The 26,814-nt window shown below is 71.5% G+C and carries 14 protein-coding genes and 1 riboswitch; of the genes, 7 read left to right on the plus strand and 7 right to left on the minus strand.

Annotated features, from left to right (window positions below; translation table 11 throughout):
* The 5 genes from AC5LSR_RS10685 to AC5LSR_RS10705 form a co-directional block, all read left to right on the plus strand.
* On the plus strand, positions 1-2,331 hold a 2,331-nt coding region (locus AC5LSR_RS10685), incomplete at its 5' end, for an SDR family NAD(P)-dependent oxidoreductase (RefSeq protein ID WP_493468399.1).
* Positions 2,318-8,416, plus strand: a complete 6,099-nt coding sequence (locus AC5LSR_RS10690) for a beta-ketoacyl synthase N-terminal-like domain-containing protein (protein WP_493468400.1) — start codon at positions 2,318-2,320, stop codon at positions 8,414-8,416. The genes AC5LSR_RS10685 and AC5LSR_RS10690, both read left to right, overlap by 14 nt.
* On the plus strand, positions 8,413-8,901 hold the full coding sequence (locus AC5LSR_RS10695) for a phosphopantetheine-binding protein (RefSeq protein WP_445548295.1): 489 nt from the start codon (positions 8,413-8,415) through the stop codon (positions 8,899-8,901). Before AC5LSR_RS10690 ends, AC5LSR_RS10695 begins: the two co-directional genes overlap by 4 nt.
* A 2-nt stretch (positions 8,902-8,903) precedes the next feature.
* A complete protein-coding gene (locus tag AC5LSR_RS10700; RefSeq protein WP_250286140.1) occupies positions 8,904-9,839 on the plus strand; it encodes an alpha/beta fold hydrolase in 936 nt (311 codons plus the stop codon).
* On the plus strand, positions 9,836-11,218 hold the full coding sequence (locus AC5LSR_RS10705) for a glycosyltransferase (protein ID WP_250286141.1): 1,383 nt from the start codon (positions 9,836-9,838) through the stop codon (positions 11,216-11,218). The genes AC5LSR_RS10700 and AC5LSR_RS10705 overlap by 4 nt, the downstream gene beginning before the upstream one ends.
* Positions 11,219-11,485: 267 nt before the next feature.
* On the opposite strand, the gene AC5LSR_RS10710 is transcribed toward AC5LSR_RS10705, so the two are convergent.
* The gene (locus AC5LSR_RS10710) at positions 11,486-11,620 is read right to left on the minus strand and encodes a hypothetical protein (RefSeq protein WP_445548296.1); all 135 of its coding nucleotides are present in this window, start codon (positions 11,618-11,620) and stop codon (positions 11,486-11,488) included.
* A gap of 198 nt (positions 11,621-11,818) precedes the next feature.
* Positions 11,819-11,943, plus strand: a riboswitch (TPP riboswitch).
* Between AC5LSR_RS10710 and thiC the strand changes: the two genes are divergently transcribed.
* Entirely contained in the window at positions 11,935-13,845 is a 1,911-nt protein-coding gene (gene thiC, locus AC5LSR_RS10715; RefSeq protein WP_493468401.1) for a phosphomethylpyrimidine synthase ThiC, read from the plus strand. Its footprint overlaps the riboswitch before it by 9 nt.
* Before the next feature lie 127 nt (positions 13,846-13,972).
* Here the strand turns inward: thiC and AC5LSR_RS10720 are convergent, their stop codons facing one another.
* Positions 13,973-14,809, minus strand: coding sequence for a hypothetical protein (locus AC5LSR_RS10720; protein ID WP_493468402.1), 837 nt, complete (start codon positions 14,807-14,809; stop codon positions 13,973-13,975).
* 565 nt (positions 14,810-15,374) lie between these two features.
* Between AC5LSR_RS10720 and AC5LSR_RS10725 the strand changes: the two genes are divergently transcribed.
* Positions 15,375-17,891 carry a hypothetical protein gene (locus tag AC5LSR_RS10725; protein ID WP_250283063.1) on the plus strand — a complete coding sequence of 839 codons (2,517 nt, stop codon included), beginning with the start codon at positions 15,375-15,377 and terminating at the stop codon, positions 17,889-17,891.
* 64 nt (positions 17,892-17,955) lie between these two features.
* Here AC5LSR_RS10725 and AC5LSR_RS10730 read toward each other — a convergent pair whose 3' ends face one another.
* The 5 genes from AC5LSR_RS10730 to AC5LSR_RS10750 all read right to left on the minus strand — a co-directional run.
* On the minus strand, positions 17,956-20,439 hold the full coding sequence (locus AC5LSR_RS10730) for a TIGR03986 family type III CRISPR-associated RAMP protein (protein WP_250283061.1): 2,484 nt from the start codon (positions 20,437-20,439) through the stop codon (positions 17,956-17,958).
* A gap of 3 nt (positions 20,440-20,442) precedes the next feature.
* Positions 20,443-21,168: a hypothetical protein gene (locus AC5LSR_RS10735; RefSeq protein WP_250283059.1), complete on the minus strand. Its 726-nt coding sequence runs from the start codon at positions 21,166-21,168 to the stop codon at positions 20,443-20,445.
* Positions 21,165-23,393 carry an RAMP superfamily CRISPR-associated protein gene (locus AC5LSR_RS10740; RefSeq protein WP_250283057.1) on the minus strand — a complete coding sequence of 743 codons (2,229 nt, stop codon included), beginning with the start codon at positions 23,391-23,393 and terminating at the stop codon, positions 21,165-21,167. The genes AC5LSR_RS10735 and AC5LSR_RS10740 overlap by 4 nt, the downstream gene beginning before the upstream one ends.
* Positions 23,390-25,819 (minus strand): RAMP superfamily CRISPR-associated protein, encoded by a 2,430-nt coding sequence (locus tag AC5LSR_RS10745; protein WP_250283056.1) that lies wholly within the window; start codon positions 25,817-25,819, stop codon positions 23,390-23,392. Before AC5LSR_RS10745 ends, AC5LSR_RS10740 begins: the two co-directional genes overlap by 4 nt.
* Positions 25,812-26,814, minus strand: a 1,003-nt coding sequence (locus AC5LSR_RS10750; RefSeq protein WP_250283055.1) for a hypothetical protein, incomplete at its 5' end; no start/stop codon positions are given. The genes AC5LSR_RS10750 and AC5LSR_RS10745, both read right to left, overlap by 8 nt.

Genomic DNA, 26,814 nt, shown 5'->3' on the forward strand with positions numbered 1-26,814 from the left:
GCGCGGCCGGTGTCCCGGGAGCCGGACGCGGTGCTGGGCGCGGTGGTGGAGGTGATCGTGTCCGCGACGGGCTATCCGGCCGAGATGCTGGCGGCGGACCTGGACCTCGAAGCCGACCTGGGCATCGATTCGATCAAACGGACGGAGGTCCTGGGCACGCTGGCGGAACAGCTCGGCCTCGGCATCTCCGGAGGCGGAGAGGCCGGCCCTGCCGAAGGCGGCGCGACGATGGATCTTGGCGCTGCCGGGGGCGGCCTGGCCGACGATGTCGTCGAGGAGCTCGTGGCCATCCGGACCATTCGCGGGATCGTCGACTGGATCGTCACCCGCCCGCCTGCCAGCCCCGCCACGGACACCCACCTTGCGACGAACACGTATCCCGCCGCGGACGCGGGCCTCGCGGCACACACAGACCCCGCCGCGGACGCGGACCCTCCCGTAGGCCCGGGGAACGCCGTGGCTCCGGCACCCGTCCCGGGGCTCGCACCCGTCCCGGATCCCACGGCGATTCCGGGCCCCACGGCGATCCCGGGCGGCGGGATCCTCGTGGAGGCCGTGAGCGTCGTGGAGGCCGGGAGCGGGCCGGCGGCCCCGGCAGCCGTGTCGCGGCAGGCCGGCGGCTGGCCCGATGAACGTTTCGCGGGCCCGCCGGGCCCGGGGGATTCCGCGGGCCCGGCGGCCGCGTTGCGGCGCTTCGTCGTCGAGGTCGTCGCGCTGCCGTCGCCGGGCACCCTCTCCGACCTGCTTGACCTTGCCGCGGCCGGTGCCCGCCCCGGGCCGGGGCCGCTGGCCGGCAGCCGGTTCGCCGTGGTCGAGGGCGGCCTGGGCATCGGCCTGGCGCTGACGACCCTGCTGGAGCAGCAGGGCGCGTCCGTGCGGATGTTCTCCGTGGACGACGCCTCGCTCGCCGATCAGCTTGCCGGCGGTGCCGGCGCGGACGGCGTCTGGTGGGTGTCGTCCGTGGACCGGGACGCGCCACCGGCCCTGCCCGCCGCGTTCGTCCCGATCAGGGCCGCGGTCGCCGGCGGCACCCGGCGCCTGGTCGTCGCGACCGGCGGTGGGGGCAGCTTCGGCCGCGGGGTGGGCGACGAGCCCGGCCCGAGCGTGGGGATGGCCGGTTTCACGCGCACGCTCGCCCGGGAGGCGCCGGACGTGGTGATCCGCGCGGTGGACCTCGACCCGAAGGAGGCGCCGACCCGGCTCGCCGGCTACCTGCTCACGGAGTTCCTCACCCCGGGCGCCCCGCCGGTGACCGGCTACCGGCACGGCGTCCGGTCGACGCTTCAGGTGGTGCCGGCCGAGCTCCCCGGCGCCGGTTCGCCCTCGACCGTCCCGGTGGGCCCGGTGGCTCCGGTGGGCCCGGTGAGCCTGGTGGCCTTGACGCTCCCGGCCGCCGGGCCGTCGTGGGGCTGGCGGTGGCACGACGACGTCGCCGCCGTCCCGTCGGCCCAGGCCTCCGGCGCGCTGGGGGAGCTCGGCCCGGACTCGGTCGTCCTGCTCACCGGCGGCGCGCGCGGGATCACCGCCAGGGCCGCCCTCGGGCTCGCCCGGGCCACCGGCTGCGGGATCGAGCTGATCGGCCGGACGCCGCTGCCGACCGCCGCCGAGGATCCGGCGACGGCCGGCGCGGCGGACGCGCCGGAACTGCGCCGCGCCCTGATCGCCACCGGCCTGCGCCGGCCGGTCGAGATCGAGGCCCGTGCCGCCCAGCTGCTCGCCGAGCGGGAGGTGCGGGCCACCGTCGCGGCCCTGCGCGCGAGCGCGTCCTTCGTCCGCTACCACGCCGTCGACGTACGGGACCCGGACGCGCTGCGCGCGGTCGTCGAAACGATCTACGCCGACCGCGGACGGCTTGACGGGGTGGTCCACGGCGCCGGCGTCCGCGAGGACAAACCGCTGCGGGAGAAGACGGCGCGCTCGTTCGAGCGGGTGTTCTCGACCAAGGTCGACGCCGCCCGGACGCTGGTCGACGCGCTGCGGCCCGACATCGGTTTCCTGGTGCTCTTCGGCAGCGTGTCCGGGGTGTTCGGCAACCGGGGGCAGGTCGACTACGCCGCCGCCAACGACGCGCTCGACACCTGCGCCCACGCCTGGGCGAGGCGGCTGCGCGGCCGTGTCGTGTCCCTGGACTGGGGCCCGTGGGCATCGCCCGGCCCCGCCGGGGGAATGGTCTCGGCGGAGCTGGCACGCGCCTACGCCCGGCGGGGTATCGAGCTGATCGACCCGGACGCCGGGGTCGCCGCGGTCCTGCGCGAGCTGGCCGCCGACGTGGACGACCCGCAGGTGGTCTACTTCTCCGGCTCCCTGGACGCCTTCGATGCCGGGATCTAGGGCGGGCGGGCCCGGCGGGCCGTCGAACCCGGGTGCGGGCATCGCGATCGTCGGGATGGCCGCGGTGTTCCCGGGCGCCGGTGACCTCGACACCTACTGGCGCAACATCCGCACCGGCGTGGACGCCATCCGGGACATCCCGCCGCGACGTTTCGACCCGGAGTTCTTCCATCCGGATCCCGGCCCGGACGCCGGCCGCGCACCCGATCCCGACGCCCCGCCCGGCCTCGCCCCGGACTCCGCCGCCGACGACGGTCCCGCGGCGGCCGGGGAACGGATCCGCTGCCGGCGCGGCGGGTTCATCGAGGAGTTCGCGACCTTCGACCCGACCCAGTTCGGGATCATGCCGCTGGCCGTGGACTGGGCCGAGCCCGACCAGCTCATGGCCCTGCGGGTGGCGGCCGAGGCGATCGCGGACGCCGGTGGCACGGACGCGCTCGGTGACCGGGCGCGGACCGGGGTGGTACTCGGCCGCGGCGGCTACTTCGCCTCCGGGATGGCCCGGCTGGACCAGCGGATCAAGGTCTCCGCACAGCTGGTCGCCAGCCTGTCCGAGCTTGTCCCGACGCTCACGGCCGAGCAGCTGGCCGGGGTGCGCGCCGCGTTCGCCGAAACGCTCGGCCCGCGGCGCCCCGAGGCCGCGATCGGGCTGGTGCCCAACCTGGCCGCGTCCCGTATCGCCAACCGGCTCGACCTGCGCGGCCCGGCCTACACGCTGGACGCGGCCTGCGCGTCGTCCCTGATCGCCGTCGAGACGGCCGTGCGCGAGCTCGTCGCCGGCCGGGCCGACACCATGATCGTCGGTGGTGTGCACCTGGCGCAGGAGGTGACGTTCTGGAGCGTCTTCTCGCTGCTGCGGGCGTTGTCGCCGAGCTCGCGGATCCGCCCCTTCGACCGGCGGGCCGACGGCATCCTCATCGGCGAGGGGGTCGGCATGGTCGTCCTCAGACGGCTGGCCGACGCCGAACGCGCCGGTGACCGGATATACGCGGTGATCCGCGGCTGCGGCTCGGCGAGCGACGGGCGGACGTCGACCCTGCTGGCGCCGGCGTCCGACGGGCAGGTGCTCGCCGTCGAGCGGGCCTGGGCCGACGCCGGGCTGGACCCGAGGGCACCCGGCGCGCTCGGCCTCGTCGAGGCGCACGGGACGGCGACCCCCGCCGGGGACGCGGCCGAACTGGCCACCCTCCAGCAGGTCTTCGGCGCCGGCGCGGGGACTGGCACAGGGGCCTATGGGAGGTCCTACGGAGGAGGCTATGGAGGGGCGTGGCCGATCGCTGTCGGCTCCGTCAAGTCCATGATCGGGCATACCATGCCGGCGGCGGGCGCCGCTGGGCTGATCAAGGCCGCGCTGGCGCTGCACCATCGCGTGCTGCCACCATCTCTGCACTGTGAGCAGCCGCATCCGGCGTTCGCGGGCACCCGGCTGCGGCCGATAACCGAGGCCGAGGCCTGGGACGCCGACGGCGGTGTGCCGCGGCGGGCCGGGGTGAACGCGTTCGGCTTCGGCGGGATCAACGCGCACGTGGTCGTCGAGGAGGCGCCGTCACCGTCGAACGCGCCGTCGCTGGCCTTCCCGGCCACGATCCCGGTGCCGGTCCCGGTCATGCTCCCGGTCCCGGCACCGCTCCCCCCGCCAGGCCCGGCCGCGTTCATGCCGCCGGCCGCGTTCATGGCGGCGGCCGCCCCCGCGGGCACGGGCCTGCTCCCGGCCACCATCCCGCTTCCGGTCCTGGTCCCGGCAGTGGCCACGGCAGTGGCCACTGCCACCGGGCCGTCCAGCCGCCCGGACGCGCGGCCTGGCGGCGAGCGGGTGCTGCTGTTCGCCGGCTCGAGCCCGGCGGAGATCGCCCGCGCGCTCGCCATCCCCGACCAGGACCTGCTGGCGCGGGACGACAGCGGCGCCCCACCCGAGGGCGGGCCGGTCCGGCTCGCGATCGTCGCGCCGGACCGGCGCCGGCTGGCGCTCGCCCGCACGGTTGTCGAGCGCGGCCGGCCCTGGCGTGGCCGCAACGACCTGTGGTTCACCGGTTCACCGCTGCTCGGCGCCACCACCACGCCGGACCGGACGGCATTCCTGTTCTGCGGCCTGGAGGACAACTTCCACCCTCGGGTGGACGACGTCAGCGCGCACTTCGCGCTCACCCGCCCGCGGTACGTCCACCCCGGGAGCCCCGGCCCGGCCGGCCCCAGCCCGGCCGGCGTCGGGACGAGCGGCGTCGGGACGAGCGGCGTCGGGACGGGCGGCGGGGGCGAGGCGCTCGGGGAGCACGGTGTCGCCAGCGTCGAGGTGGGCCGCATACTCGATGCGGCGCTGCGCCGGCTGGAGATCTTCCCCGACCTCGTCGGCGGCCACAGCATCGGCGAGTGGAACGCCATGATCTCCGCTGGGATGATCGACGCCGAGGACGTGGACAGGTTCATCGCCTCGTTCGAGCCGTACTCCCTGGAGGTGCCGGGGGTGGCCTTCGGCGCGCTCGGGTGCGGCGCGGACACGGCCGCCGCCACCATCGCGGACCTCCCGGACGTCGTGGTCTCGCACGACAACTGCCCGCATCAGTCGATCATCTGCGGGGAGGAGCGCAGCGTCGAGAGCGCCCTGCAACGGCTGCGGGGCCAGGGCGTGCTGGGCCGGATCCTGCCGTTCCGCTCCGGTTTCCACTCCCCGTTCCTCTCCCCGTTCCTGGCGAAGGTCCGGGCCGACGTGGCCAGCATCCCGATCCGTACGCCGACGGTGCCGGTGTGGTCGGCGACGACGGTCGCGCCCTACCCCGACGACCAGAACGGGATCCGGGAGCTGGCGGTGCGCCATCTGCTGGAGCCGGTCCGGTTCCGCCAGCTCGTCGAGCGGCTGTACGCCGAGGGCGTGCGGGTCTTCGTCCAGGTCGGGGTGGGCAGCATCGCCGGCTTCGTCCAGGACACGCTGCCGGGCCGGGAGCACCTGACGGTCGTCACGAACACCCCGAAACGCTCAGGCATGGACCAGCTGCGACGGGTGGTCGCCGCGTTCTGGGTCGAGGGCGCCGCGCCCCGGATGGACCGGCTGTCGGCCACGAACCCGTCGGCCACGATTCCGCTCCCGATCCCCGGGCCTCAGCGGCCGTCACCGTCGCCATCGCCGCTGTCCCCGCCATCCCCGTTGCGGTCGTTGTCACCGTCGGCCACTTGTGACGGTCCGGAAGAAGCGGTCGACGACGGGCAGCGGCCGCCCCAGCGGACGCACCACGGCCAGCCGATGCTGCTCAACCTGGGTGCCCCCCTGGTCCGCCTCGGTGAGCGGGCCGCATCGCTGCTGCCCACGGCATCCTTCCCGGAGCCAGCCCTGATCCCGGCCTCATACCGGGAGCAGGCCTCATACCGGGAGCAGGACCCGGAATACCCGGAGCGGGATTCGGACGCGGCTCCGAAGCCGGACAGGGAGCTGCTCCCGTCCCCGGATCCGTCCCTGGATCCGGCGTCGAACCCGAACCCGGCTCCGAACCAGAATCAGGACCCGAATCCGGAGCTGCCTCCTGCCTCGGATTCGCCCCTGGTAACGGACCTGAGCTCGGTCCCGGAACCAGTCCTCGCTCCGGACGCGGACTCGCCCCTGGCCGCGGATTCGGCCCTGATCACGGATTCGGCCCTGATCATGGACTCGGCCCTGGTCACGGACTCGGCCCTGGTCACGGACTCGGCCCTGGCCGCGGATTCGGCCCTGATCACGGATTCGGCCCTGGCCGCGGAGCCGACTCCGCCTTCGGAACCGGCCCTGCGCTCGAATGCGGCCCTACTCCCGGATCCGGGGCCGGATCCACTCTCGGCGTCGGCTCCGGTGGAGCCGGAGCGGGAACCGTCGGCTGCCGGGCTGCCCGCCCGTCCGGCCCCTCCCGCGACGGCCCGCGAGCGCCGGCCGCTGACAGCGCGGGAAAGACGGGACCGGGCTGTCAGCGCGCATCCAGCCGGTGGACACGCTGTCACCGGCCATCCGGTGCTCGCCGAGTTCGACGCGCTGGTCACCGAGACCAACGCGATGATCTCAGCCGTGCTGGCACGATGGACAGCCACCGCGTCCGCCGCTGGCGCTGCCGCGTCCGCTGTCAGGAGCGGCGCGTCCGGTGCCAGTGCGCGGGTGGCGGCCGTCGTCCAGAAGCCATCCGCCGGCCTGGTCGCCGGCGCCCGTACCGGGCATGGCGGACATCCGTCTGTGCCGTCTGTGCCGTCTGTGCCGTCTGTGCCGTCTGTGCCGACCGGGTCGTCGGCCGGGGCGGCGGGGCCGGCGGTAGCGCCGGGCGGGCGGGACGTCCGGCGGACGCGGCGCACGCTGTCGATCGAGACGATGCCGTACATCATCGATCACTGTTTCTACCGGCAGCCGCCGGGGTGGCCGCACCTCGCCGACAGGTTCCCGGTGATCCCGATGACCACCGTGCTGGAGATGATGATCGGCCAGGCGCGGGCGGCCGTGCCCGGCCGTGTCGTCGTCGGCGTCACCGACGTCCGGGCCCTGCGCTGGCTGGCGATCGAGCCGGCGGTCGAGGTGACCATCACCACGACCGTCCTGCCGGCCGCGGCCGGGCAGGGCCCGCCGGGAGCGGGCACGAGCGCGGTGCGGGTGAGCATCGACGGGTACGCGCACGGCACGGTCATCCTCGCCGACGCCTTCCCGCCGGGGCCGGCGCCGTCGGCGGAGCCCCTGCCCGAGCCGTGTGACGACACGCTGGTGGACGGGCCGTCGATCTACCGTGCCGGACGGCTGTTCCACGGCCCCGGCTACCAGGGGCTGGTCACGGCCGGGCCGGTCTCCCCCGGGGGCGTCCAGGGGGAGCTCGTCGTGACGAGCGCGCCCGGTGCGCTGCTCGACGCCGCGGGCCAGCTGTTCGGCTACTGGCCGCGGGAGCATCTCGCCGCGGACTGGCTGCTGCTGCCCTCGGCCCTGCGCGGCGTGCGCTTCTTCGGCCCGCACCCGGCCGTGGGGGAGCGGCTGACCTGCACGGTGTGGATACGGGATGTCCGGGACAGCGCCATCACCGCCGATCTGGAGCTACGCGCCGCGGACGGCACGGTGTGGGCGCGTGTCGAGGGCTGGACCGACCGCCGGTTCTCCCAGGACGAGCTGATGTGGGCGATGCTGCTGCGGCCGGCGCGCAACGCCGTCGCCGAACGGGCCGCCGGCGGCTGGGTGCTCGCCCGGGAGCACTGGGCGGACACCGCCTCCCGCGAGCTCGTCACGCGCTACCACCTCGACACCGACGAGCGCGCCGTCCTGGCGGCGAAGCATCCCAGGGCCGCGCGGGAGTGGCTGCTCGGACGGATCGCCGTGAAGGACGCCGTCCGCCACTGGCTGTGGGACAACGGCGCCACCGACGTGTGGGGCATCGAGATCGGCGTGTCGGACGAGGGCTCCGGACGCCCGGTGATCGACCGGCTGCCGGTACGTGACGGCGTGCCGGCCACACCCCCGCGGGCCGCCGTGGCGCACACGGCGTTCCTCGCGGTGGCGGTCGTGCATCCCGATGGCGCGGTTGGCATCGACATCGAACGGGTGACGCCGCTTACGCCAGGGACAGCGGCAGCGGCGGAGACAGCGGCAGCGGCAGCGGCGGAGGCAGCGGCAGGGGCGGAGACAGCGGCAGCGGCGGGGACGGGGACGGAGGCGCTCACGGACGCCGAGCGTGCACTGCTCGCCGAGCTGGGCGGAGCCGACGCCGGCCTGCGGGCCCTGTGGCTGGCCAGGTTCCGGGCCGCCAGGCAGGCCGCGGCCAGGGCCGACGACACCGGCCAGGCGAGCCGGCCACGACGGTTCGTCGTCGAGGGGATCACGCCTGGCCATCTCCGGCTGCGGACGGACGACCAGGAGCCGCCGCGCGCCCGCTGGGTCGCGCACCAGTCGATCAACGCGCTCGGCGAGCCCCTGGACGACCACGGCCATCCGTTGGGCGGCCGCCGTCCCGCCGCGGGCGACGCCGCTGGTCGTCACTCCGTCGACGGCCCTGCCGTTGATCGTTACTCCGTCGACGGCTCTGCTGTTGATCGTTACGTTGTGGCGTGGACCTCGCCCGAGGTCGAACAGGCGGCACGGGAGAACGAAGGAGCGCGGACATGACGGCCAAGCCTCTGACAACCGGACATCCGACGACCGGCGGCCCTGCCGCATCCGGCCCTGCCGCATCCGGCCCCGCCATATCCGGCCCCGCCATATCCGGCGAAGCGGGGCCGGGCACCGAGCGGGCCGCGGTCGAGGAGCGGATCCTGCGTGACGTCGTGGCGATGCTGCACGACGTCATCGGCGACGAGTACGTGATCGATCGCGAGATCGGCCTGTCGACGTCGTTCGACACCGACCTGGAGCTGGAGAGCATCGAGTTCGTCGCCCTCGCCGACCGGATGCGCCAGCGTTACGGCGACACGGTCGACTTCGTCGGCTTCCTCGCGGACCGGACCGTCGACGAAGTGATCAACATGCGGGTCGGCGAGGTCGTCTCCTTCATCGCCGACTGCCTGACGTCACCCCAGCCAGCCCAGCCGTCCCAGTCACCCCAGTCATCCCAGTCGGCCCAGCCGGCCCAGTCGTCCCGGTCCTGGGCGTAGCGATGGCCGAGGTCCTCGCCAACGGCGTCCGCCTGCACGTCCAGCGGCTGTCGCCCAGGGGCGGCCCGGGGCCCGGGGCGCCGGTCGTCGTCATGGTGCACGGCATGGTCATGGACAACATGTCCAGCCTCTACTTCTCGCTCGGGACCAGCCTCGCCCACGCCGGCGCCGACGTGATCTGCTACGACCTGCGCGGCCACGGCCGCAGCGAACGGACACCGGACGGCTACGCCCTGGCGGACGCCATGGCGGACCTGTCGGGGCTGCTCGACGCGCTCGGCGTCGACCGTCCCGTCCACCTGGTGGGCAACAGCTACGGGGCGACGATGGCCCTGTCCTACGCCCTGGAACACCCCGGGCGGGTGGCGAGCCTCACCCTGATCGAACCGCCTTTCCTCGTCGAGGGCCTTGGCGCGCGGATGGCCCGGTCGCTGGCGCAGGTGTCGGCCGGGCTCGACGACGCCGAGGTCGAGCGGTGGCTGGAGCGCTCCGCCGGGCGGGCGGTCAGCCGGATCGCCCGCGGCGCCCAGGCCCTGCTGCGGGAGACCTCGATCGCCACGGACATGCTCGCCACCGAGCCGTTCTCCCCGCGGCGGCTGGCCCGCCTGGACGTCCCCGTGCTGGCGGTCTACGGGGCGAACTCCGACATCGCAGACCACGCCGGAGGGCTCGCCCGGCTCGTCCCGGACTGCACCCTGATCGTCCTGGCGCACCACACCCACGCGGTACTGCGGGAGGCCACCGACTACCTGCGCATCCTGCTCAGATGGTGGCTGTTCGAGCCCGGCAGCCCGCCGCCGGCCCACCCCGGCACCGCCGGGCAGCGGTTCGAGACCCCCGACTGGGTGACCCGGATGGTCCCGCCCCCGGATCTCAACCGTCCCGCCAGCGCCTCCGCCGGCCCGGGGGAGAGCGTCGGTACCGGGGTGGCGGGGTGAGCCGTTTCCTGTTCGTCGTCCCGCCGCTGGCCGGGCATGTCAACCCGGCGGTCGGGATCGCCGCCGAACTGGCCGGCCGCGGTCACGAGGTCGCCGTCGCGGGCCACCCGGAGGTGGTCGGGCCGCTGCTGGCCCCCGGGCTCGCCCTGCTGCCACTCGCCGGGGCGTTCACCGGCCCCGCCCGGGCCGCCGTCGAGGAGAAGTCCAGGCGGCTGCGGGGCGCGGCGGCCCTGAAGTTCCTCTGGGAGGACTTCCTCATCCCACTGGCCGCGTCGATGGTCGACGAGGTCGACGCGAAGGTCGACCGGTTCGCCCCGGACCTGCTGGTCGTCGACCAGCAGGCGGTCGGGGCCGCGCTCGTCGCCCGCCGCCGGGGCCTGCCGTGGGCGACCCTTGCCGCCACGCCCGCCGAACTGGACGATCCGTACGAGCTCCTGCCCGGGGCCGGACGCTGGGTCCGTGACACGTTACGTGACTTCCAGCGCTCCCAGGGTGTGTCCGAGGACGAGGCGTGCGCTGGCGACCTGCGCTTTTCCGAGTACCTGACCCTGGTGTGCTCGGTACCCCGGATGCTGCGCACGGGCGGCTTTCCCGGCCACTACGGTTTCGTCGGCATACCGCTCGGCCGGCGGCCGGCGGCGGCCTTCCCGTGGGAATGGCTGGATGCCGAGCGTGAACATGTGCTGGTCTCGCTGGGGACGGTGACCCGCGAGGCCGGCGACCGGTTCCTGCGGGTCGCGGTCGACGCGCTCCGGCCGCTCGGGCACCGGCTGCAGGCGATAGTCGTGGCGCCGCCCGGCATCCTCGGCCACTCCGGGCCGAATCCCGCGCCCGGTGCCGCCGCTGTGGCCGACGGCGCTGTGGCCGACGGCGCTGTGGCCGACGGCGCTGTGGCCGACGCTGTTCCAGTCGATGCCGTTCCGGCCGACGTTGTTCCGGCCGATGCCGTCTCAGCCGATGCCGTCTCGGCTCACGGCGTTTCGACCGGCCGCGTTCTTGCCGGCGTTTCCCCCGGCAGCGGTGCTGAGGAACACATTCTTGTGCTGCCGCACGTCCCGCAGCTCGATCTCATGCCGCGGCTGTCCGCGGTGGTGTCGCACGGCGGGAACAACACGGTGTGCGAGGCGCTGGCGCACGGTGTCCCGCTGGTCGTGGCGCCGGTCCGGGACGACCAGCCCGTCATCGGGGAGCAGGTCGTGCGCACCGGCGCGGGCCTGCGGGTCAGGTTCGGCCGGGTGAGCGCGCCCGCGCTGCGCGAGTCGATCGTCTCGGTGCTGGACGAGCCGTCCTTCCGTACCGCCGCGCGGCGGCTGCGCGACGACTTCGCCGCCGCCGGGGGCGCCGTCGCCGCCGCGGACCGGCTGCTCGCGATGACCTGACCGTCGGCCCGGTGCCGACGCCGTCCGGCGAACCGCATCCGGCGAACCGCACCCGGAACAAAGAATTCGGAACACGGCCGCCGGGCGACGCTTTTCATGTTCCTTCAACAAGCTTTCTTCCGCACTCTTTAGGTATTTCCTAAAATTGGCGGACGAGTTTCATCTGATGAACTCCAGGCCGGCCGGCCAGCAAAATTCTCCCTCGTTTTTCCGGGAAATTCAGACGATATTTCTTCCGAAATTTTCTGATAGCTGGCGGATGATCGATCAGGTGGTTGTCGTGGCGTCCGGACGGGTGCCGCCCGCATTATCCGTGGTGGGTGGTTCGTCGTAGCACCAGTCGTGGACGAGCCCGCTGACGAAGATTCCGAGGAAGAGGGCCAGCAGTGGCAGCAGAATCATTCATGCTCCCAGGGGGTGGAGAAGTGAGGGGGCGTTCCCGGTGACCGGGCGGACACTGTCCCAGCCTGATTACCCGCTCCCGGGAGCATCTCACCTGGCGCTCGTCCGCGGTGACGCTGTGACACGATCTGCCGGTTGTGGGGGGGTGTTCCATCGATTGGGTGGCGGCAGGGTGCCGATTGGGCGTAGCGTCGCACCCAATGTCAACGCGGGAGCTTCCAACGCAGGAGGCTGAGAGGGCGGCTGGGTTCCACCCACAGTGCCGCCGACCGCCAGAACCTGTCCGGATAATGCCGGCGTAGGGAGGCTGTCACATGGTGCTGCCTGTCGACCGATCGGTCTCCGTGTCCGCGCCCGTCAACGACGGAACACCCGTCAACGACGGAACACCCGTCAACGACGGAGCGCCCGTCACCGATGGCGCGCCCGGCTCCACGGGGCGTGACACTCGGAGGCCCGCTGCCGGCGGGCCCGGCGGCGCGTCCGCGCCCGGCGGCCCACCCACGCCTGGCGGCCCACCCACGCCGGTCACCTCCGGCCCGCTGCCCGGCAGCCGCAAGACCTACCTGGTCGGCGCCGCGGACGGCCTGCGGGTGCCCATGCGCGAGGTGCCGCTCTCCACCGGCGACAGCGTGATCCTGTACGACACCTCCGGGCCGTACACCGACACCGAGCAGGTCACGGACGTGCGCCAGGGGCTGCCCCCGCTGCGGGACGCCTGGATCGCCGCCCGCGGCGACACCGAGGCCTACCGGAGCACCCCGCCGGAGATCCGGCACGGGGAGCGGCTGCGCCGGCCGTCCCCCAGGCGGGCGCTGCCCGGCCGGGCCGTCACCCAGCTCGCCTACGCCCGCCGGGGTGAGATCACGCCGGAGATGGAGTTCGTCGCGCTGCGCGAGGGCCTGCCGGCCGAGACCGTCCGGGCGGAGATCGCCGCCGGCCGCGCGGTGCTGCCCGCGAACGTCAACCACCCCGAGTCCGAGCCGATGGCGATCGGCAGCGCCCTCCTGGTGAAGATCAACGCGAACATCGGGAACTCGGCGGTGACCTCGTCCATCGAGGAGGAGGTGGACAAGATGGTGTGGGCGACCCGCTGGGGCGCCGACACCGTCATGGACCTGTCCACCGGCCGCGACATCCACACCACCCGGGAGTGGATCATCCGGAACTCGCCGGTCCCGATCGGGACCGTGCCGATCTACCAGGCGCTGGAGAAGGCCGGCGGCAAGGCCGAGGAACTGTCCTGGGAGGTCTACCGGGACACCGTCATCGAGCAGTGCGAGCAGGGCGTGGACTACATGACCGTCCACGCCGGGGTGCTGCTGCGCTACGTGCCGCTGACCGCGCGGCGCAAGACCGGGATCGTCTCCCGCGGCGGTTCCATCCTGGCCGCCTGGTGCCTGGCCCACCACCAGGAGAACTTCCTCTACACCCACTTCGCCGAGCTGTGCGAGATCCTGCGCGCCTACGACGTGACCTTCTCACTCGGGGACGGGCTGCGCCCCGGCTCGATCGCCGACGCCAACGACGCCGCCCAGCTCGCGGAGCTGGCCACCCTCGGGGAGCTGACCTCGGTGGCCTGGGAGCACGACGTCCAGGTCATGATCGAAGGCCCCGGGCACGTCCCGATGAACAAGATCAAGGAGAATGTGGACCTGCAGCGCGAGCTGTGCCACGACGCGCCCTTCTACACCCTCGGGCCGCTGACCACGGACATCGCGCCCGGCTACGACCACATCACCTCCGCGATCGGCGCCGCGATGATCGGCTGGTACGGCACGGCGATGCTCTGCTACGTCACCCCCAAGGAGCACCTCGGCCTGCCCGACCGCGACGACGTCAAGGCCGGAGTGATCGCCTACAAGATCGCCGCGCACGCGGCGGACCTGGCCAAGGGGCATCCAGGCGCCCAGGCGTGGGACGACGCCCTGTCCGACGCCCGGTTCGACTTCCGCTGGAGCGACCAGTTCCACCTCGCGCTCGACCCGGAGACCGCCGAGGCCTTCCACGACGAGACCCTGCCCGCGGCGCCCGCGAAGTCGGCGCACTTCTGCTCGATGTGCGGCCCGCACTTCTGCTCGATGAGGATCACCCAGGACGTGCGCAAGTACGCCGAGGAGCACGGCCTCGCCGAGACCGACGCCGTGGCGGCCGGCCTCCAGGAGAAGTCGGCGGAGTTCGCCGCCCACGGCAACCGCGTCTACCTCCCGATCACGGAATCGTAGAAACCGCGGGCATCGGCGGCTGGGCGTCGGCGGGCACCGTAGGTACTTTCGGTCGCTCCGACGACGGTTTCCACCTACGGCTTCCGTATCCGTAGGTGGAAACCGCTGCGTTGATGACGGTTTTCACCTACAGGTCCGGCTCCCAGCCGCGTTGGCGTAGTGCTGTGGCGACCTGTTCGGCCACCAGCCGCGGTTCGGTGCGCAGCACATGGACCGGGAAACGCAGGATGAGGCGGTCCTGGAGCACACCGGCGTTCTGGCGGGCCAGATCGTCCCACCACTGGCGCACCTCCCGATGGTGGCCACCGTCGATCTCCACCCAGACCCGCCACGTCTCGTACCAGACGTCGAGGTGACAGTGGCTGCCACCGGCGTCGATCCTCTCCTGCCGTCGCGCGGCCGGCAGACCGTAGCGGTTCTCGATTTTTCGATAAAGGATTTCGGCCACCGAATGGGCGCCGTCACCCAGGTCACCGAGGGTTTCGATGATCAATGCGTTGCGGCGCAGCGGCCCACGGCGCTCGACGACACGGCGAAGCTCGGCAACGGTGACCAGCCGCTGCTGGACGGCCGCGGCAAGCACAGCACGTGCGTCGTCCTCGTCCGGGGCCCAGCTGGCCATGTCCACGACCGAGCGGGGCAGCCGGGTCCGCGGCGGCGACCGCCGCGGGTGCACATCATCGGAGCCGAGATGACGGCTGCGTCGGATGATGACACCGGGGCGCCGCGTCACATGCCGGGCGGCGTCGACAAGGACGACGACCGGGCCGCCGTCGAACCCGCGTAAGCCGTCGAACGACGCCGCGGACACCCCGCCGAGCACCGCACCCGATCCGATCGACTCGACGGCCGCCCACAGCAGCTGGCTGCCGGTGATCGGGCCGGAATGGGTGACGAGCACCCCCCGCATGGGCCGCTGCCAGCGGCCGCTGCGCAGCTTCCAGCGGATCTCCGCCTCGGTCATCCCAGCATCCAGAGCCGCACGGACCGAGATGACGCCATCCTGGGCTGCCGCGATCCGCTCCCAGCCCGCACGTTCCCCACGCCCACCGGCCCGCCGCCTGGACGCGTGACCGTTTCCGCAGGTCTCCTGGCCGCAGCCATCGTCGCCGCGAGCCTCGCTGCCAGGCTCCTCGCTGCCAGGCTCCTCGCTGCCGCGACACCTGCCGACACCGTTCTTACTGCCGCTGTTCTTGTCACCGCTGTTCTTGTTGTCACCACGCGGGTGGCGCAAGCCGGGATCATGGGCCATGCCCCCACGCTGCCACGATGTTCACCCACCCGCGAGCGAGGGCAGCTACCTGTGGACAATGCAGGCCGTAGGCGACAACGGGGCCCGTAGGTGGAAACCGTCGTTGCCACAACCAAAGCCACCTACACCCACGGAGCCCGTAGGTGGAAACCGTTGCTGCCACGACCGAACCCACCTACACCTTCCGCCCCGGTGCTCGAGCCCCCTCCGTTCGGGGTGCGCGCCGTCCCTGTCACACTGTGCGCAGCCGACAGCGTTTACGGACGGACGGGGGCACATGGCTGGCAAGGTAATAATCCACCTGCTCGGCACATCCGACGTGGGAATCACCACCGGCGGCCGGCTTTCCGGCGAGGCGGTACACGATCTCGAAAAAAGGTACGCCGATATCGAGAAGGTTCTGAACGGCGTGGCTGCCGCGGCGGAGGAGTGGACGAACGCCGCTGCTGACAGCGCTGTACGGAACGCCGCGAAGGAGGAGTTGAGCAAGGCTCGGAACGATATAGAACCGCTTCTTGTCACGCATGAATTCACTAATACGCGGACAGGAAAAAGCGGGCGCCGAAGCGCCCCGCTGGCGACTCTTCTCCGTAGTCAGAAGGATTGGGGATCCGCCCGGCTCGCTCTCGCGACCACGCGACAGGAGCCTTCGGAGGCCGCCGACACCTGGCGGATCTTCAAGCTGATAAGAAGCGCGCTGGAAATCTGGCCGGATCTTTACGCGGATGTGGCGCTGAGCGCCGTGGACGAGATCCCGATGGGGGCGCCGTTGACCGCTGCTGCCCGGGACGCTGTTGACTCCTACCTCGAGAACAAGCAGCTCGACGGCGTCTTTCTCGGCTATGGGACGGGCGCGAAGAACAGTCTCAGCGGGCTCTTTCTCGGCTGTCTCGAGTCCACTTTTACGGTCGATCTTGTTCCGCTTCAGGAAGGGCATGGCCGAACGTCGCTGACGTTGCAGTCGGACGCGCGTGGCTGGCTTTCCAGGAAACGCCACTTCCGCGGCCTGGCCGAACTGGCCGAGTGTGCTGGAAACGAGCGGGAAAGCTGGGCATGGAAGGCGTTACACTGTCGTCAGATCCAGGACGACGACGGTTTTCGGTATGCCGTTGGGCGGGCGGGGCTGCCCGAGCTGGAGAAGGACGAGTTCGGCCCGCGTTCCCATCATTCCGTTGAGAGCGCCTTGCTCGACAGGCTGCTCCGGAACGAGGTCGCCGCTCTCCTGCAGGTTCGCTCGTGGATCTATGATCACTACCGTGAGCTGGTGGAGAGCGAGCCGGACGGAAGTAACTGGCCCGAGATCGGAAAGCGGACGCTGGGTCCTCTGATAGGAAGCGTCGAGGACAACCATGAGCTCGCCGGTCGTCTGCCGAGGGAGTTCCTGGTGTCCAGTTCTGTCAAGCATCTCAACGAGGTTGCCAGCAGCGTCGCGCACGACGCGCTCACGGCTTCGAAGGGTTTTCGGAGGGCTGACGGCTACTTCCGCGAGATCGCTGAGGCCGCTGACCGTCGGGATCCTCGGCGGAAGCTGGGGCTCTCGCCGAATCCGGCGCGTTGGTCGTCGCTCCCTTCGGGACGGCTGCTCGTGGTTCAGTGCGTGGGCGGGCAGGATCTCCGTCCACAGCTCACGGCCATTCTCGACCATGACTTCCAGAACATCCGGATCGACGAGGAAGTCGAGGAAGTCAACTGGAAGATCGATATCTTGATGATCGCGTCTGTCAGTACCGCTGACAAGGCACAAAGGGAGATCGAAGCGCTCTGGGCGGCGCTCGAACGGCGGTGGAGCCAGGCGGCGCAGCCCGAAGGGCACGACGGCGGGGAGGTGTACGACGGCAGGCTGGCCCGGCTGCGCTACCCGATAGGGATCACCTTGAAGCCGGCGCCACCGTCAGAATCCGGCCAGGTGAACAGAGAGAACAACATCGAGATGATGCGTGCGGAGATTGTCGATTCCATCAGGGTTCTTGACGCGACATTCGCGCTGCGCGATGCCGAGGCCGTTGTCTTCCTGGGCGGCCCGGCGACCCACGGTATGAACCTCGCGGCTGCGTTGGCCGCACTCGACTGGGCTGTGAAGGAGGGATGCCCGGCATACGTCGGCTCCATCGACGAGATCCGGCACACCGGCCCGGCCGGTCCGCCTCATAGCACGGTGAGTGTCTCGGACCGACATGTACTGGCATTACCGACTTACGACGGTCTGTTGAAGAATGTTGCCGCCCGGCAGGTCGAATCCCTGGAGTTTGTCGCGGCTGCGGCGACGCTGCGTCGGGGCGGGCGGGAGCTTCGTGATATCGCGGGCAGAGTCGACGATCTGCGCAGGGACGCGTTCGACTGGGATTCGGCTCGTGCTGCTCTGATTCCGGAGGTAGAGAAGCGGCGGGAGGAGGCCGCGCGCCGGTTGGAGTTGGTCCGAGCGCTGGGGAAAAACGACGGCTGGGGCTCGGTCTGTCTCGCGACCGCGATCTGTGAGCACGTGTTGAAGGAAGAGAAGAAAGGAAATAAGGGGCCCTGGGAGGAGGGGCCCCTGAAGAATCTTTCCCGGATTCGTAACAACAGCCCGACCACCCACAATAATGATCATGCCTCGTTGGCAAAGGCGCTGAGTGAGAAGCTGGGAACTCCGGTAAGTCAGGAGGATGCCCTCGACGTTCTCGATCTTTTTCTGGAGAAGGTCCAGAAGCAGTTGCTCGAAGGTATTATGATCGAGGTGGACATCGCTGAATACCGGAGCCGGTACGAGGACATCCTCGACGATCTCCGTAGTGCTCGTTCCGGGGTGACCGGGTAGAGATTTCTCCTGGTGGTTGTGCTCCGCGGGGCACAGCCACCAGGAGGGCCGGGTCGGGGTGAGGTTACTGTTCGTGTAGTTCGTGGAGCGGGGTCACGTTCGTGGTGAGTAGAGGCAGCGTGTAGCCGTACCTCATCGTCGGCTTTTTCGGATTCTGTGCACTGACCTTCTCGTTGAGCTGGAACCAGGCGACGATCTCCGAGATGTCGTCACCTTGGCGCGGTTTTGTCGAGCCCCGTGGATAGCCGACGCGGACGCCGTCGCCGTAGCCGGTGGCGGCCCGGCGCAGCGCGGCGATGTGGGCGGCTTTGTCGAAACTGCCACCCGTCGCTTCGGTGGTCGCCGTCCGGAAGGACTCGAGCAGTGTTTTCGCGATCTCGTCGAACCGCTCCGCACCGCCGTCCACGGAATCCTGGTCGATGGCGCCGAGGCAGCCGGACAGATCCCGGTAGGCGGCGGCCACCGTCTCGCCCCGGACGAGAGAACTGTCTTCCGGCAGCAGTTCAAGGGTGACCGAGCCCAGCCCGAGCGGCCGGCCGCGCCCGAGCCGGAACACGCCGAAATCGGCTGCCTTCGCCGACGGCTCCAGTTCTCTGGGGACGGCGAGTTCGCGAGGGTCGAGCAGCCACAGCAGCGCGCCGAGTTCCGCGTCGGTCATGTTCGTGACGTCGATGTCGAAGGTGAACGTGCTGTCGGCCCTGACCCAGGCCAGCACGGAGGCGTTCCGTTTTGTCCGTGGCTTCACCGGCTGTCCGTCCTGAGCCTGGCCCCGGCTCTGGGAGCCCTGTTGTTGCTGGCCGACGATCCGGACGGTGACCTTGTCCCGAACGTAGTCGTCGGGCCTGTCCTCAAGGTCGCGGTGGCGGGGGAAGACCTTGAAACCGCGCAGGCCCGCCTCCGGGCCGTACATTTCCGCCTTCAGCATTCTCTCGCCCACCGGTGTCCCGGCGGGGTCGGCCGCGCTGTAGAAACGGGCCTGGCTCGGCTTGGGCGCGCCCAGTTCGATCAGCGGGAGGCCGACATTGCCGAGCAGCTTTTTCTTATGGAAGTTGGTGATCTCCACCTTCTCGGGCAGGACCGGGGAGATCACGACATGTCCGCGATAGGCGGTCGCGCGTTCGTCGCGCTCGTCGGCACGCTGCTCGACCGTGCCGAAAACCCGGTCCGCCGCGGAGAATTTGTCAAAAGCCGTGGGAGGCTGGCGACGCGCCGCCGCAAGCAGCTCCGCCGGAGGTCTGGAGAACGGCCGGCGCCCGACCATGACAGGCAGCAGCCGTTCCAGCCGCTGGCCGTCATGGGAGAACACGCCGTACAGCAGATCCCCCGCTTCCAAAGGCCGCTGTCGCTCGGTTCTGCCCGCTGAGCTCTTCTTCCGGATGCTTTTCCTGACTCGCTCTTCCTTGGTTTTCCTTGCCCATTCGACGACCGGCAGGGACGCTGTCCTCTCTTTTCCCGGCCGGACACTCGGTGGCGCTCCGTCGAGTTCACGGACATAGCTGTCGAGCACCTCCCGGTAGGCGGCCGCGACGGTGTCGGTAAGCCGGACGGGTTTCGGTGGCAACAGGTTGTCCGGATCCGTGAAGAAGATTCGCTCATGTTTTTTCGAGGGGAAGTTCTTCGCATCGTGATTCTGGTTCGTGCGGCAGACCCAGCCGTCCACCGTAATAGTTTCGGGGTATCTGTCGGCAACGCTGCCGATCGGGCGGATATCACCTCCTTTCGCCCCGATCCCGGTGACCAGCCAGTATGAGTAGATATTGTTTCGCACGCTGGTCAGCTCGACGCTGACCTCGTCTTTGTGGGCGAAACGCCGGGCGGCGGCAAGGCCGTCTCCGGTGCGGAGGCCAGCCGGTTCCCAGATGAAATTCTTGATAGCGCTGTCGTCGGGGAGCAGTGCGGCCGGCATGTAGTCGTCGACCCGTCCGAATTCTCTCCGGGTGCCCAGCAGGGGCCTGGCGTGCAGTTCGCCGTCGATCTCCTCGATGCGTACCGGGGTCAGCTCGAGGGCCTCGTACGGCTGGGAACGGAATGCCAGCGGCAGATCGTGCCGGGCCGCGACCCCGAAGCGGGAGAGGGTGGCGATCTCGTAGGCGGAGCGGAGCATTCCCTTGACCGACGTCACCGGAATCTCGACGTCGTTGCCCTCCGTGGCGCCTTTCGCCTGCCCGGACCGGGAGCGGAGCCGGAGGAAGGTGTGGCCGGCCTCGGTCTCGTAGCCCTCGTGGTCCGTGGTGTCCTTTTCCGCCTTCGAGGCGGTCTCGCCGACGATCAGTGGAGTGCGGGCGGTCAGCCGTACCCGCAGGCGCCCGTTCCACAGCTCCGGCCGCAGCCGGTCGTGGCCGGCCGGGGCGCCGTCCGCGAACGGGGGTCCGGCCGGCCGGGGCGGCAGCGGCGCGAAGTTGTAGGCGTGGTGAAACGGTTTCCCCTCGGAGATCCCGGAGTTGTTCGCCCGAGCTCCGTTTCTTGTCCCCGCGTTTCCACGGGTCCTGTCGTTCCCGCTGCTCGTGGTGTAGGTACCGCGGCTGTTGTCGCGGGGCGCTCTGCTCACGGCTCAGGCCTCCTGGGCGGGGAATGATGCTGGGACCGCGGCGCCGCACAGCAGTTCGTCCGCGGGGACGATGTTGCCGTAGCGTGGCTCGGCCACGAAAACCTCGAAGCTGGGCAGGGCCGCTCTGGCACGTTCGGTGAAACCCGTCACCGGCGCGACGAACGGGCTCACCCTGTCCTGCTGGAAGCGGGCCCAGCCGAGACCGGCCGGCAGCGCCGTGGATTCGGTGAGCGGGCGGGCCGAGCCCCACAGCAGGTAGCTGTTCTCCCGAACCCAGCACGCCGTCGTGTCCGTCGTGTCCGCCGTGTCCGTCGTGTCCGCTGGCTGTTGTTCCCGCCGCGCGTCCTCCGGCGGCGCCGTCCGGGAGCCGTCGGAGGAGGGGGAAGCGGATACAGGAGGATCGGAAGCGGCGGGATCGGTGAGTATGACCAGGACGGCGTGCTCCGCCCCGGCTACCCATCGCCACTCGGCCGCGAGCACATCCGGCCCGTTGCCGAACAGGCGTGCCTCGAAGATCTTCCCAAGGGCCTCCGCAGGCAGCGCTTCGCCGTGTTCGTCCACCAGCTGCCAGTCGGTGCCGAGTTCGGCGAAGCGGGGGCCGCCGGTGCCGTAGAGCAGGGCGTACAGCAGCGGCGGCACGGGCTCGATGTCCCGGAGCGCGGCCAGCGCGTCGGAGAGCCCGCCGCCAGGCAGTCGCCGCTCGCCCAGCAGTGCCTTGCGGAGCGTCATGCTTCCCCCTCGCCGTTGTTCACGGCGTCGCCGTCACCTGCGGCGCTGCCGTCCGGGTTGTTGCCGGGTGTGCCGGGCGGGCCGATCCAGCGGATCCAGTCACCGTCGGCCGGCAGCAGCTTGCGCGCTTCGGCGAGGACGGCCGCGACGACCGCCGCCGGGCCCGCTTTCCCTTCCGTCGCGGACCAGCCGGCCGGCCATGGACGCCCGTCCGTGCCCGCCGCGCGGGCGGGGCCGCGGGCCTGTGCGTCGATCTTCGTCACGGTGAGCGCTCCCAGGCCCCGGGTGCCCCGGCTGCCCAGGGGCAGCGTCCCGGCGGCGAGCTCGGCGAGGACCAGGTACAGCAGGATGAGCGCGGCGTTCGCCCGCCCCGCCCGCTCCTCCGGTTCCGTTGGCTTCCCGGGATTCGGCCAGCCGGTGGTCAGCCGGTCGAGGTCGATCTCGATGGTGATCGGCTCCCAGCCCTGTTTCTTCTTGTTGTTCGCCTCCGGTTGTTGCACGGGAAGGATCGTGAACAGCCGTTCGTCCGCCGGGGCCGAGGTCCAGCGGTCCAGCGCCACCTGGGTCGAGAGCGTCCCGAGCCGGCCCGCCGCGGACGCGAAGGCCGGACCGCCCGCCGCCGGGGCCGCGCCGCCGGCGCCTGTCACGGCGCCGCTGCCTGCTGGGGCAGCACCGACCGTCGCCGAGGCACTGTCGCCTGCCGAAGGGGAGCCGTCCGCTGTGGAGGACGTGCGCAGGGCGTCGGCTTCCAGCCGGCTCAGCCCGGTGGCCAGGTGGACGTCGGAGATCCGTAACGGCGACTTCCAGTCGGCGGAGCCGAACAGCAGCCGCACCAGCTCGGGGTCGTCCGCCCGGTCGAGGACGAAGTCCCGTTGCCCGAAAGGCCGCTCGCCGTCCGCGCCGGGCTGCCCATCACCGATGATCGTCCGTGCGATGCGAGTGGCCCGGGTCCGGAACGCGCCTTTGATCTCCGAGGCTGGCAGGACGGGCTTCCAGACGAAGCTGTCGGCCGGAATGTCGTTGCTGTCGGTAGCGGTATTCCCGGTGGTGGCACGCCGCGCCATGCCCGGCCGTGCCCGGCTGCCTGTCGCTTCCGGCGCGCCCGCCGTTCCAGGCGCGCTGGTATCCACCCGGCGCGCCAGGACGGGGACCGTCACCTGGCGTTCCTGATCGTCGCCCTGAGGGATATGGCCGACGGTCCGGCCCGCCGCGACCAGCAGGGCGAGCCTGGGATGCCAGTCGACGGTGACTGTCAGTACGGAGGAGCTGGCGGGGATCTCCAGCGGCAGCTCGACGGACGTGAATCCAGGGCTGTTCCTGTCTCGGGTGTCCACGCCCAGCCAGGCCTGCAGGCCACGCAGGGTGGCGACGTCCATCCGCCGCAGGCTGGCCTCCGTGGCTCTGACGGACCCGAGGCCGCGGCTGGACGCGGCGCCCAACAGGATCGCTCCCCTGGTGAGCGCGGTAGCCAGCGAGGCGAGCATCGTCTTGAGTGTCAGATCGCCACCGTCGTCACCCGTACCGTCACCCGTACCGTCACCCGTGCCGTCACCTGGGCCATCAGTTCGGCCGTCACCTGGGGTGTTGCCGGCGCCGTCGCCCCGGGGCCGGTCCGGCCTGGCGCGCGCGTCCGTGGTCAGGCAGAGGGTGATCCTGGTGCCGGCGGGCAGGACCTCGCGGTCGTACTTGATACCGTGCGCGGCGGTCCCGGTCACGCGGTCGATGCCGACCCCGTCCCGGGTCTCGCTGTCGCCCTGGACGCCGGTTTTCGGGTCGGCGGGCGTGAGACCGGGCAGCGGGGCGTCGGCGACGACGATGCGGCTCGCGCCGTCGATCGACCCCCAGTGCCGCCGGACGGCCTCCGGCGTCCACGTCCGTTCGCACCAGGCGCGCAGGGCGCCTGCGATCGACGTGCCCGGAATGTAGTACTGACCGGCGCCGTTGACCGCCAGGGTCAGATGCGAACGCTGTCCCTTGCCGTCGCCCGCCGTGTCCGGGCCGGGTACGGCATCCGAGCCCGGCCCGGCGAGCGGATCGGTCAGGCCGGCCCCGCCGACGTGCAACGGGGCCTGGGTGACCAGCGTCGCGGCCAGCCGGTACCGGATGCGCGGGCGGAAGGCCGGCGGCTTCTCCCCGCCAGCGGAATAGGCCCACAGGGGGTCGTCCCAGATGCCGGACGTGCCCGTGCCGCCCGCGCTGTTCGTGCTGTCTGCCGCTGTGGTCATGCCGGGTTCTCCGTCCTCCGGCGGGCCGCTGCCGCGGCCGGTTCCGCTGTCGGTTCCGTCGTCACTGCCGTTGTCACTGCCGCCGTGGCTTGCGCCTCCAGGAGCTCGATCCGCTCGGCGACCAGCTCGGGGTCGTTGAAGCTGACCTGGCCGAACCCCTCGGCCGTGCGGCCGCCGATCCCGGTGATCTCAAGCCGGGCGAGGACGTCCGCGCCGGAGCCGTCCCAGCCAAGCCGCAGGCAGGTACCGGCGGCGAGCGCGACCAGCGTCGGCCGGGGCAGGCCGGACGGGCGGTGCCAGGAGCTGATCCGTCGGGTCCGGGCCGAGGCAGGCACCGGCCCGCGGCTGCCCGGATCAACCGGGACGAGGTTGTCGACACCGACACCGAGCCGTTGCAGCAGCCGGACGAGGTCGGTGACGTCCGCGGACATCCGCAGCCGGGAGTCCCGGACGATTGTGTCCGAGCGCAGCCACACGAACAGCTCGCCCTTCGAGACATCCGGGGTACCGCCCGTCCCGCTCGCCGGGGCACCGCCCGTCCCGCTCGCCGGGGCACCACTCGTGCCGCCCGAGACGCCACCCGTGCCGCCCGAGACGCCGCCTGCGCCGCTATAGGCGCTGAACGTGTCCCTCTGGACGCCATCCGTACCGATGGGGACGCTATCTGTCCCTGCCTGGGCACCATTTGTGCTGACCGGGACGATGCTGTCGCGTGGGGGGCGGTGCCGCACGCCGGAGACCTCCACCCGCACCCGGCCGTACTCCGACTTGGATTTCCCCCCGAGCCGGACGTCCTCGCTGGCCAGGCACGCGCGCGGCCAGTCGGGGCCGGCCGTGGCCAGCGCGTCGTGCAGACGCTGGCTCACCCGCACGTGGGCGCGCAGCCGGGTGTCGGTATGGATGTCGTCGGATCCGGATGTGCGCGGCGGGATCACCTGGACGGTGTAGAGGCCGGAGTCCTCGGTCGGTCGCTGGCTGTACTCCTCCACCTGGTTGTGCATGGCGACCGCGAGCACCGGCTGGTGGAAGAGCAGGCGTGTGGCGCTGGGAGCGTGCTTGTCGGCACCGGCCGATCCACCAGCGTCGACCGGCCCGGTGCCACCGGTCGGCCCGGCGGCTCCGGCAGCGTCGACGGGCGCGACGTAGCCGGTGCGCATCGGCTTGTACTGGGCCTTCGGCTGGCCGGCGCGTAGCCGGTTGAGCACATTCCGGGGGTCTCCGTCTTTGGCGTCTTTGGCTCCCTGGGCCTCCTTGGATCCCTGGACGCCGTTGGCGCCACCGGCGCCGGAGTGGTGTGAGCTGTCGGAACCGGACGTGTCAGCCGGATCCTTCGCCCGCTGGAACGCCAGTGGGACCGGGTTGGAGCGCTTCCCGGCGACTTCGGGCGTCGCCGCTGTGACGATCAGCTCGCCGGCGGTCACGGCGTCCGCCGCGGCCTGGGGAGCGAGCCTGCGCAGCGCGCCGTGGACCCAGGGCAGCAAGGTCGTCCCGGGCAGCTGGTCGGCGCCGGTGAGCATGTTCCCGCTCACCCCGGTGGACGCGAGCACCGGCTGGTCCACGGTGATCGTCAGATCCACCTCGAACCAGCGCTCCGCCGCAGCCCGGGCGACCACAGCCGGTGCGTGACCCTGAACGACCACCGGCTCTGCCGGTGCCGGTACCTGGCCGCGGAAGTCCGTGACCGCCCGGAAGGCGTTGTCGAGAAGCCGGAGGCGGGCGCTGTCCGCCTTCTTCCGTGCGATGTCGGCCTGGTCGGCGTCGGCCAGGCCGACGGATTCGGACTTCGAGACCAGCACCCGTGCGGCACCGGCGCCGCGGCGCCGGTCTCCGCCGACCGCGTCGATGAGCGACGCCCCGATCAGCAGCAGCGTCGCGGCCGCGCGCCGCTGCTCCCGTGTCCAGGAGTCCGCGTCGACCAGCCGCGCGGTGGCGAACAGGGTCGCCGGTTTGGCCATCTCGACGAAGCGCAGCATGTCGTCGTGGGCCCGGCCGGTCCGGTGGTCGATCGCCACCCCCGGCTTGATCAGCGTCCACCGGTCGCCGCGGTCGCCGAGCGCGGGGATCGCGGGCCGGTCCGTCCGCGGCTTCGCCTTGGGCGGCAGGTGGGCGGAGCCGACGGTGAACAGCGGCGCCGTTCCGGCATGGCCGAACAGCGCGCGCGTCCACGCCCACCAGGGCCGGTTGGCCTCGCCATGGCGGGCCGCCTCGGCGTCCAGCGCGATGCTCGCCTGTGCGCAGGCGTCGCGCCACAGGCCGGTCAGCGTCGTGCCCGGCAGGTACGGCCGTCCATGGGCGTCCCGCCGGATGGTGGCGTCGATGCCGCCCGGCAGCCCGTAGCCGCTCCCGACGTGCCAGTCGCCCGTGATGTCGACGATCACGGTCAGCGGGTCCGGCACCGCGCCGTTTTCGAGGTCCAGGTCAGGCATTGGCATTCTCCGAACGGTTCTTCTCCAGCAGGGACGCGGGCAGCACGTCGACCAGCTCGAGGGCGTCCAGCAGGCCGGTGACCCGGACGGTTTTCGTGGTCGCGGCGGCTTCCGCCCCACCGCTGCCTTCGGCCCTGTCGGGGCCTTCCGCACTGTCAGTGCCTTCGGCGTCCGGCGGGCTCTGCTCCGGATGATCGACAGCAGTCGGCCAGAACAACGACGAGTTGCCGCCACCGCCGAGCGTCGCGCGTTCGGCCGCTGGCAGCGGAGAGGAGATCTTCGCCCACAGCTTCTCGGCCTCGTTCGGCGCGGTGAGCTGTCCGCGTAGGGCGATCACGTGCGACCGGGAGATGAGACGAGCACCGGTCTGGTCCTTACGGGTCAACTCGGCGGCACGGCGCAGGACACGCTCCCAGTGGCGGTCGGGGTCGTCCTGTTCGCTGCCGCTGACCATCGCCGGCCGGCAGGTCAGCCGGGTCTTCGTCGTCGTGGTCGGCGGCAGGTCCAGCCGGGCCCTGATGTGATCGAGGTCGGGGACGTTCGTCTCGTACAGGATGTGCCAGTCGACGTAGGAGCGGTCCCGGCCGCGCTCCTTCGCCGACGAGCAGAGCTGCTCGGCGAGCCGGTACGCCTGGCTGAACGGGAACTGCCACTTCACCAGCGCGACCCCGGCCGCCGCGGTCAGCCCGACGCCATGACCGGCATCATGATCAGTGTCACCGTCGGTGTCGTGACCGGCATCGCGGCCAGCGCCACGGGCGGTGCCGTGACCGGCATCGCGGCCGGTAGCGCCGCCGGTCACGCGTTCGGCGGGCGTACCGCTCCCGCGCGGTTCCCTCGGCACCTGGATGTGCCGGAGGACGCCGTCCTTCCGGGACAGCTTCTCGAAGGCGCGCAGGAACTCGACCGCGAACACCAGCGCGTACCGGCCCGCCACCAGGACGCTCACGTCGTCCCCACCCAGCACGATCGGGACGACCGGGACGGGTGTTTTC

This window comes from Protofrankia sp. CiP1_Cm_nod4 (assembly GCF_982290645.1).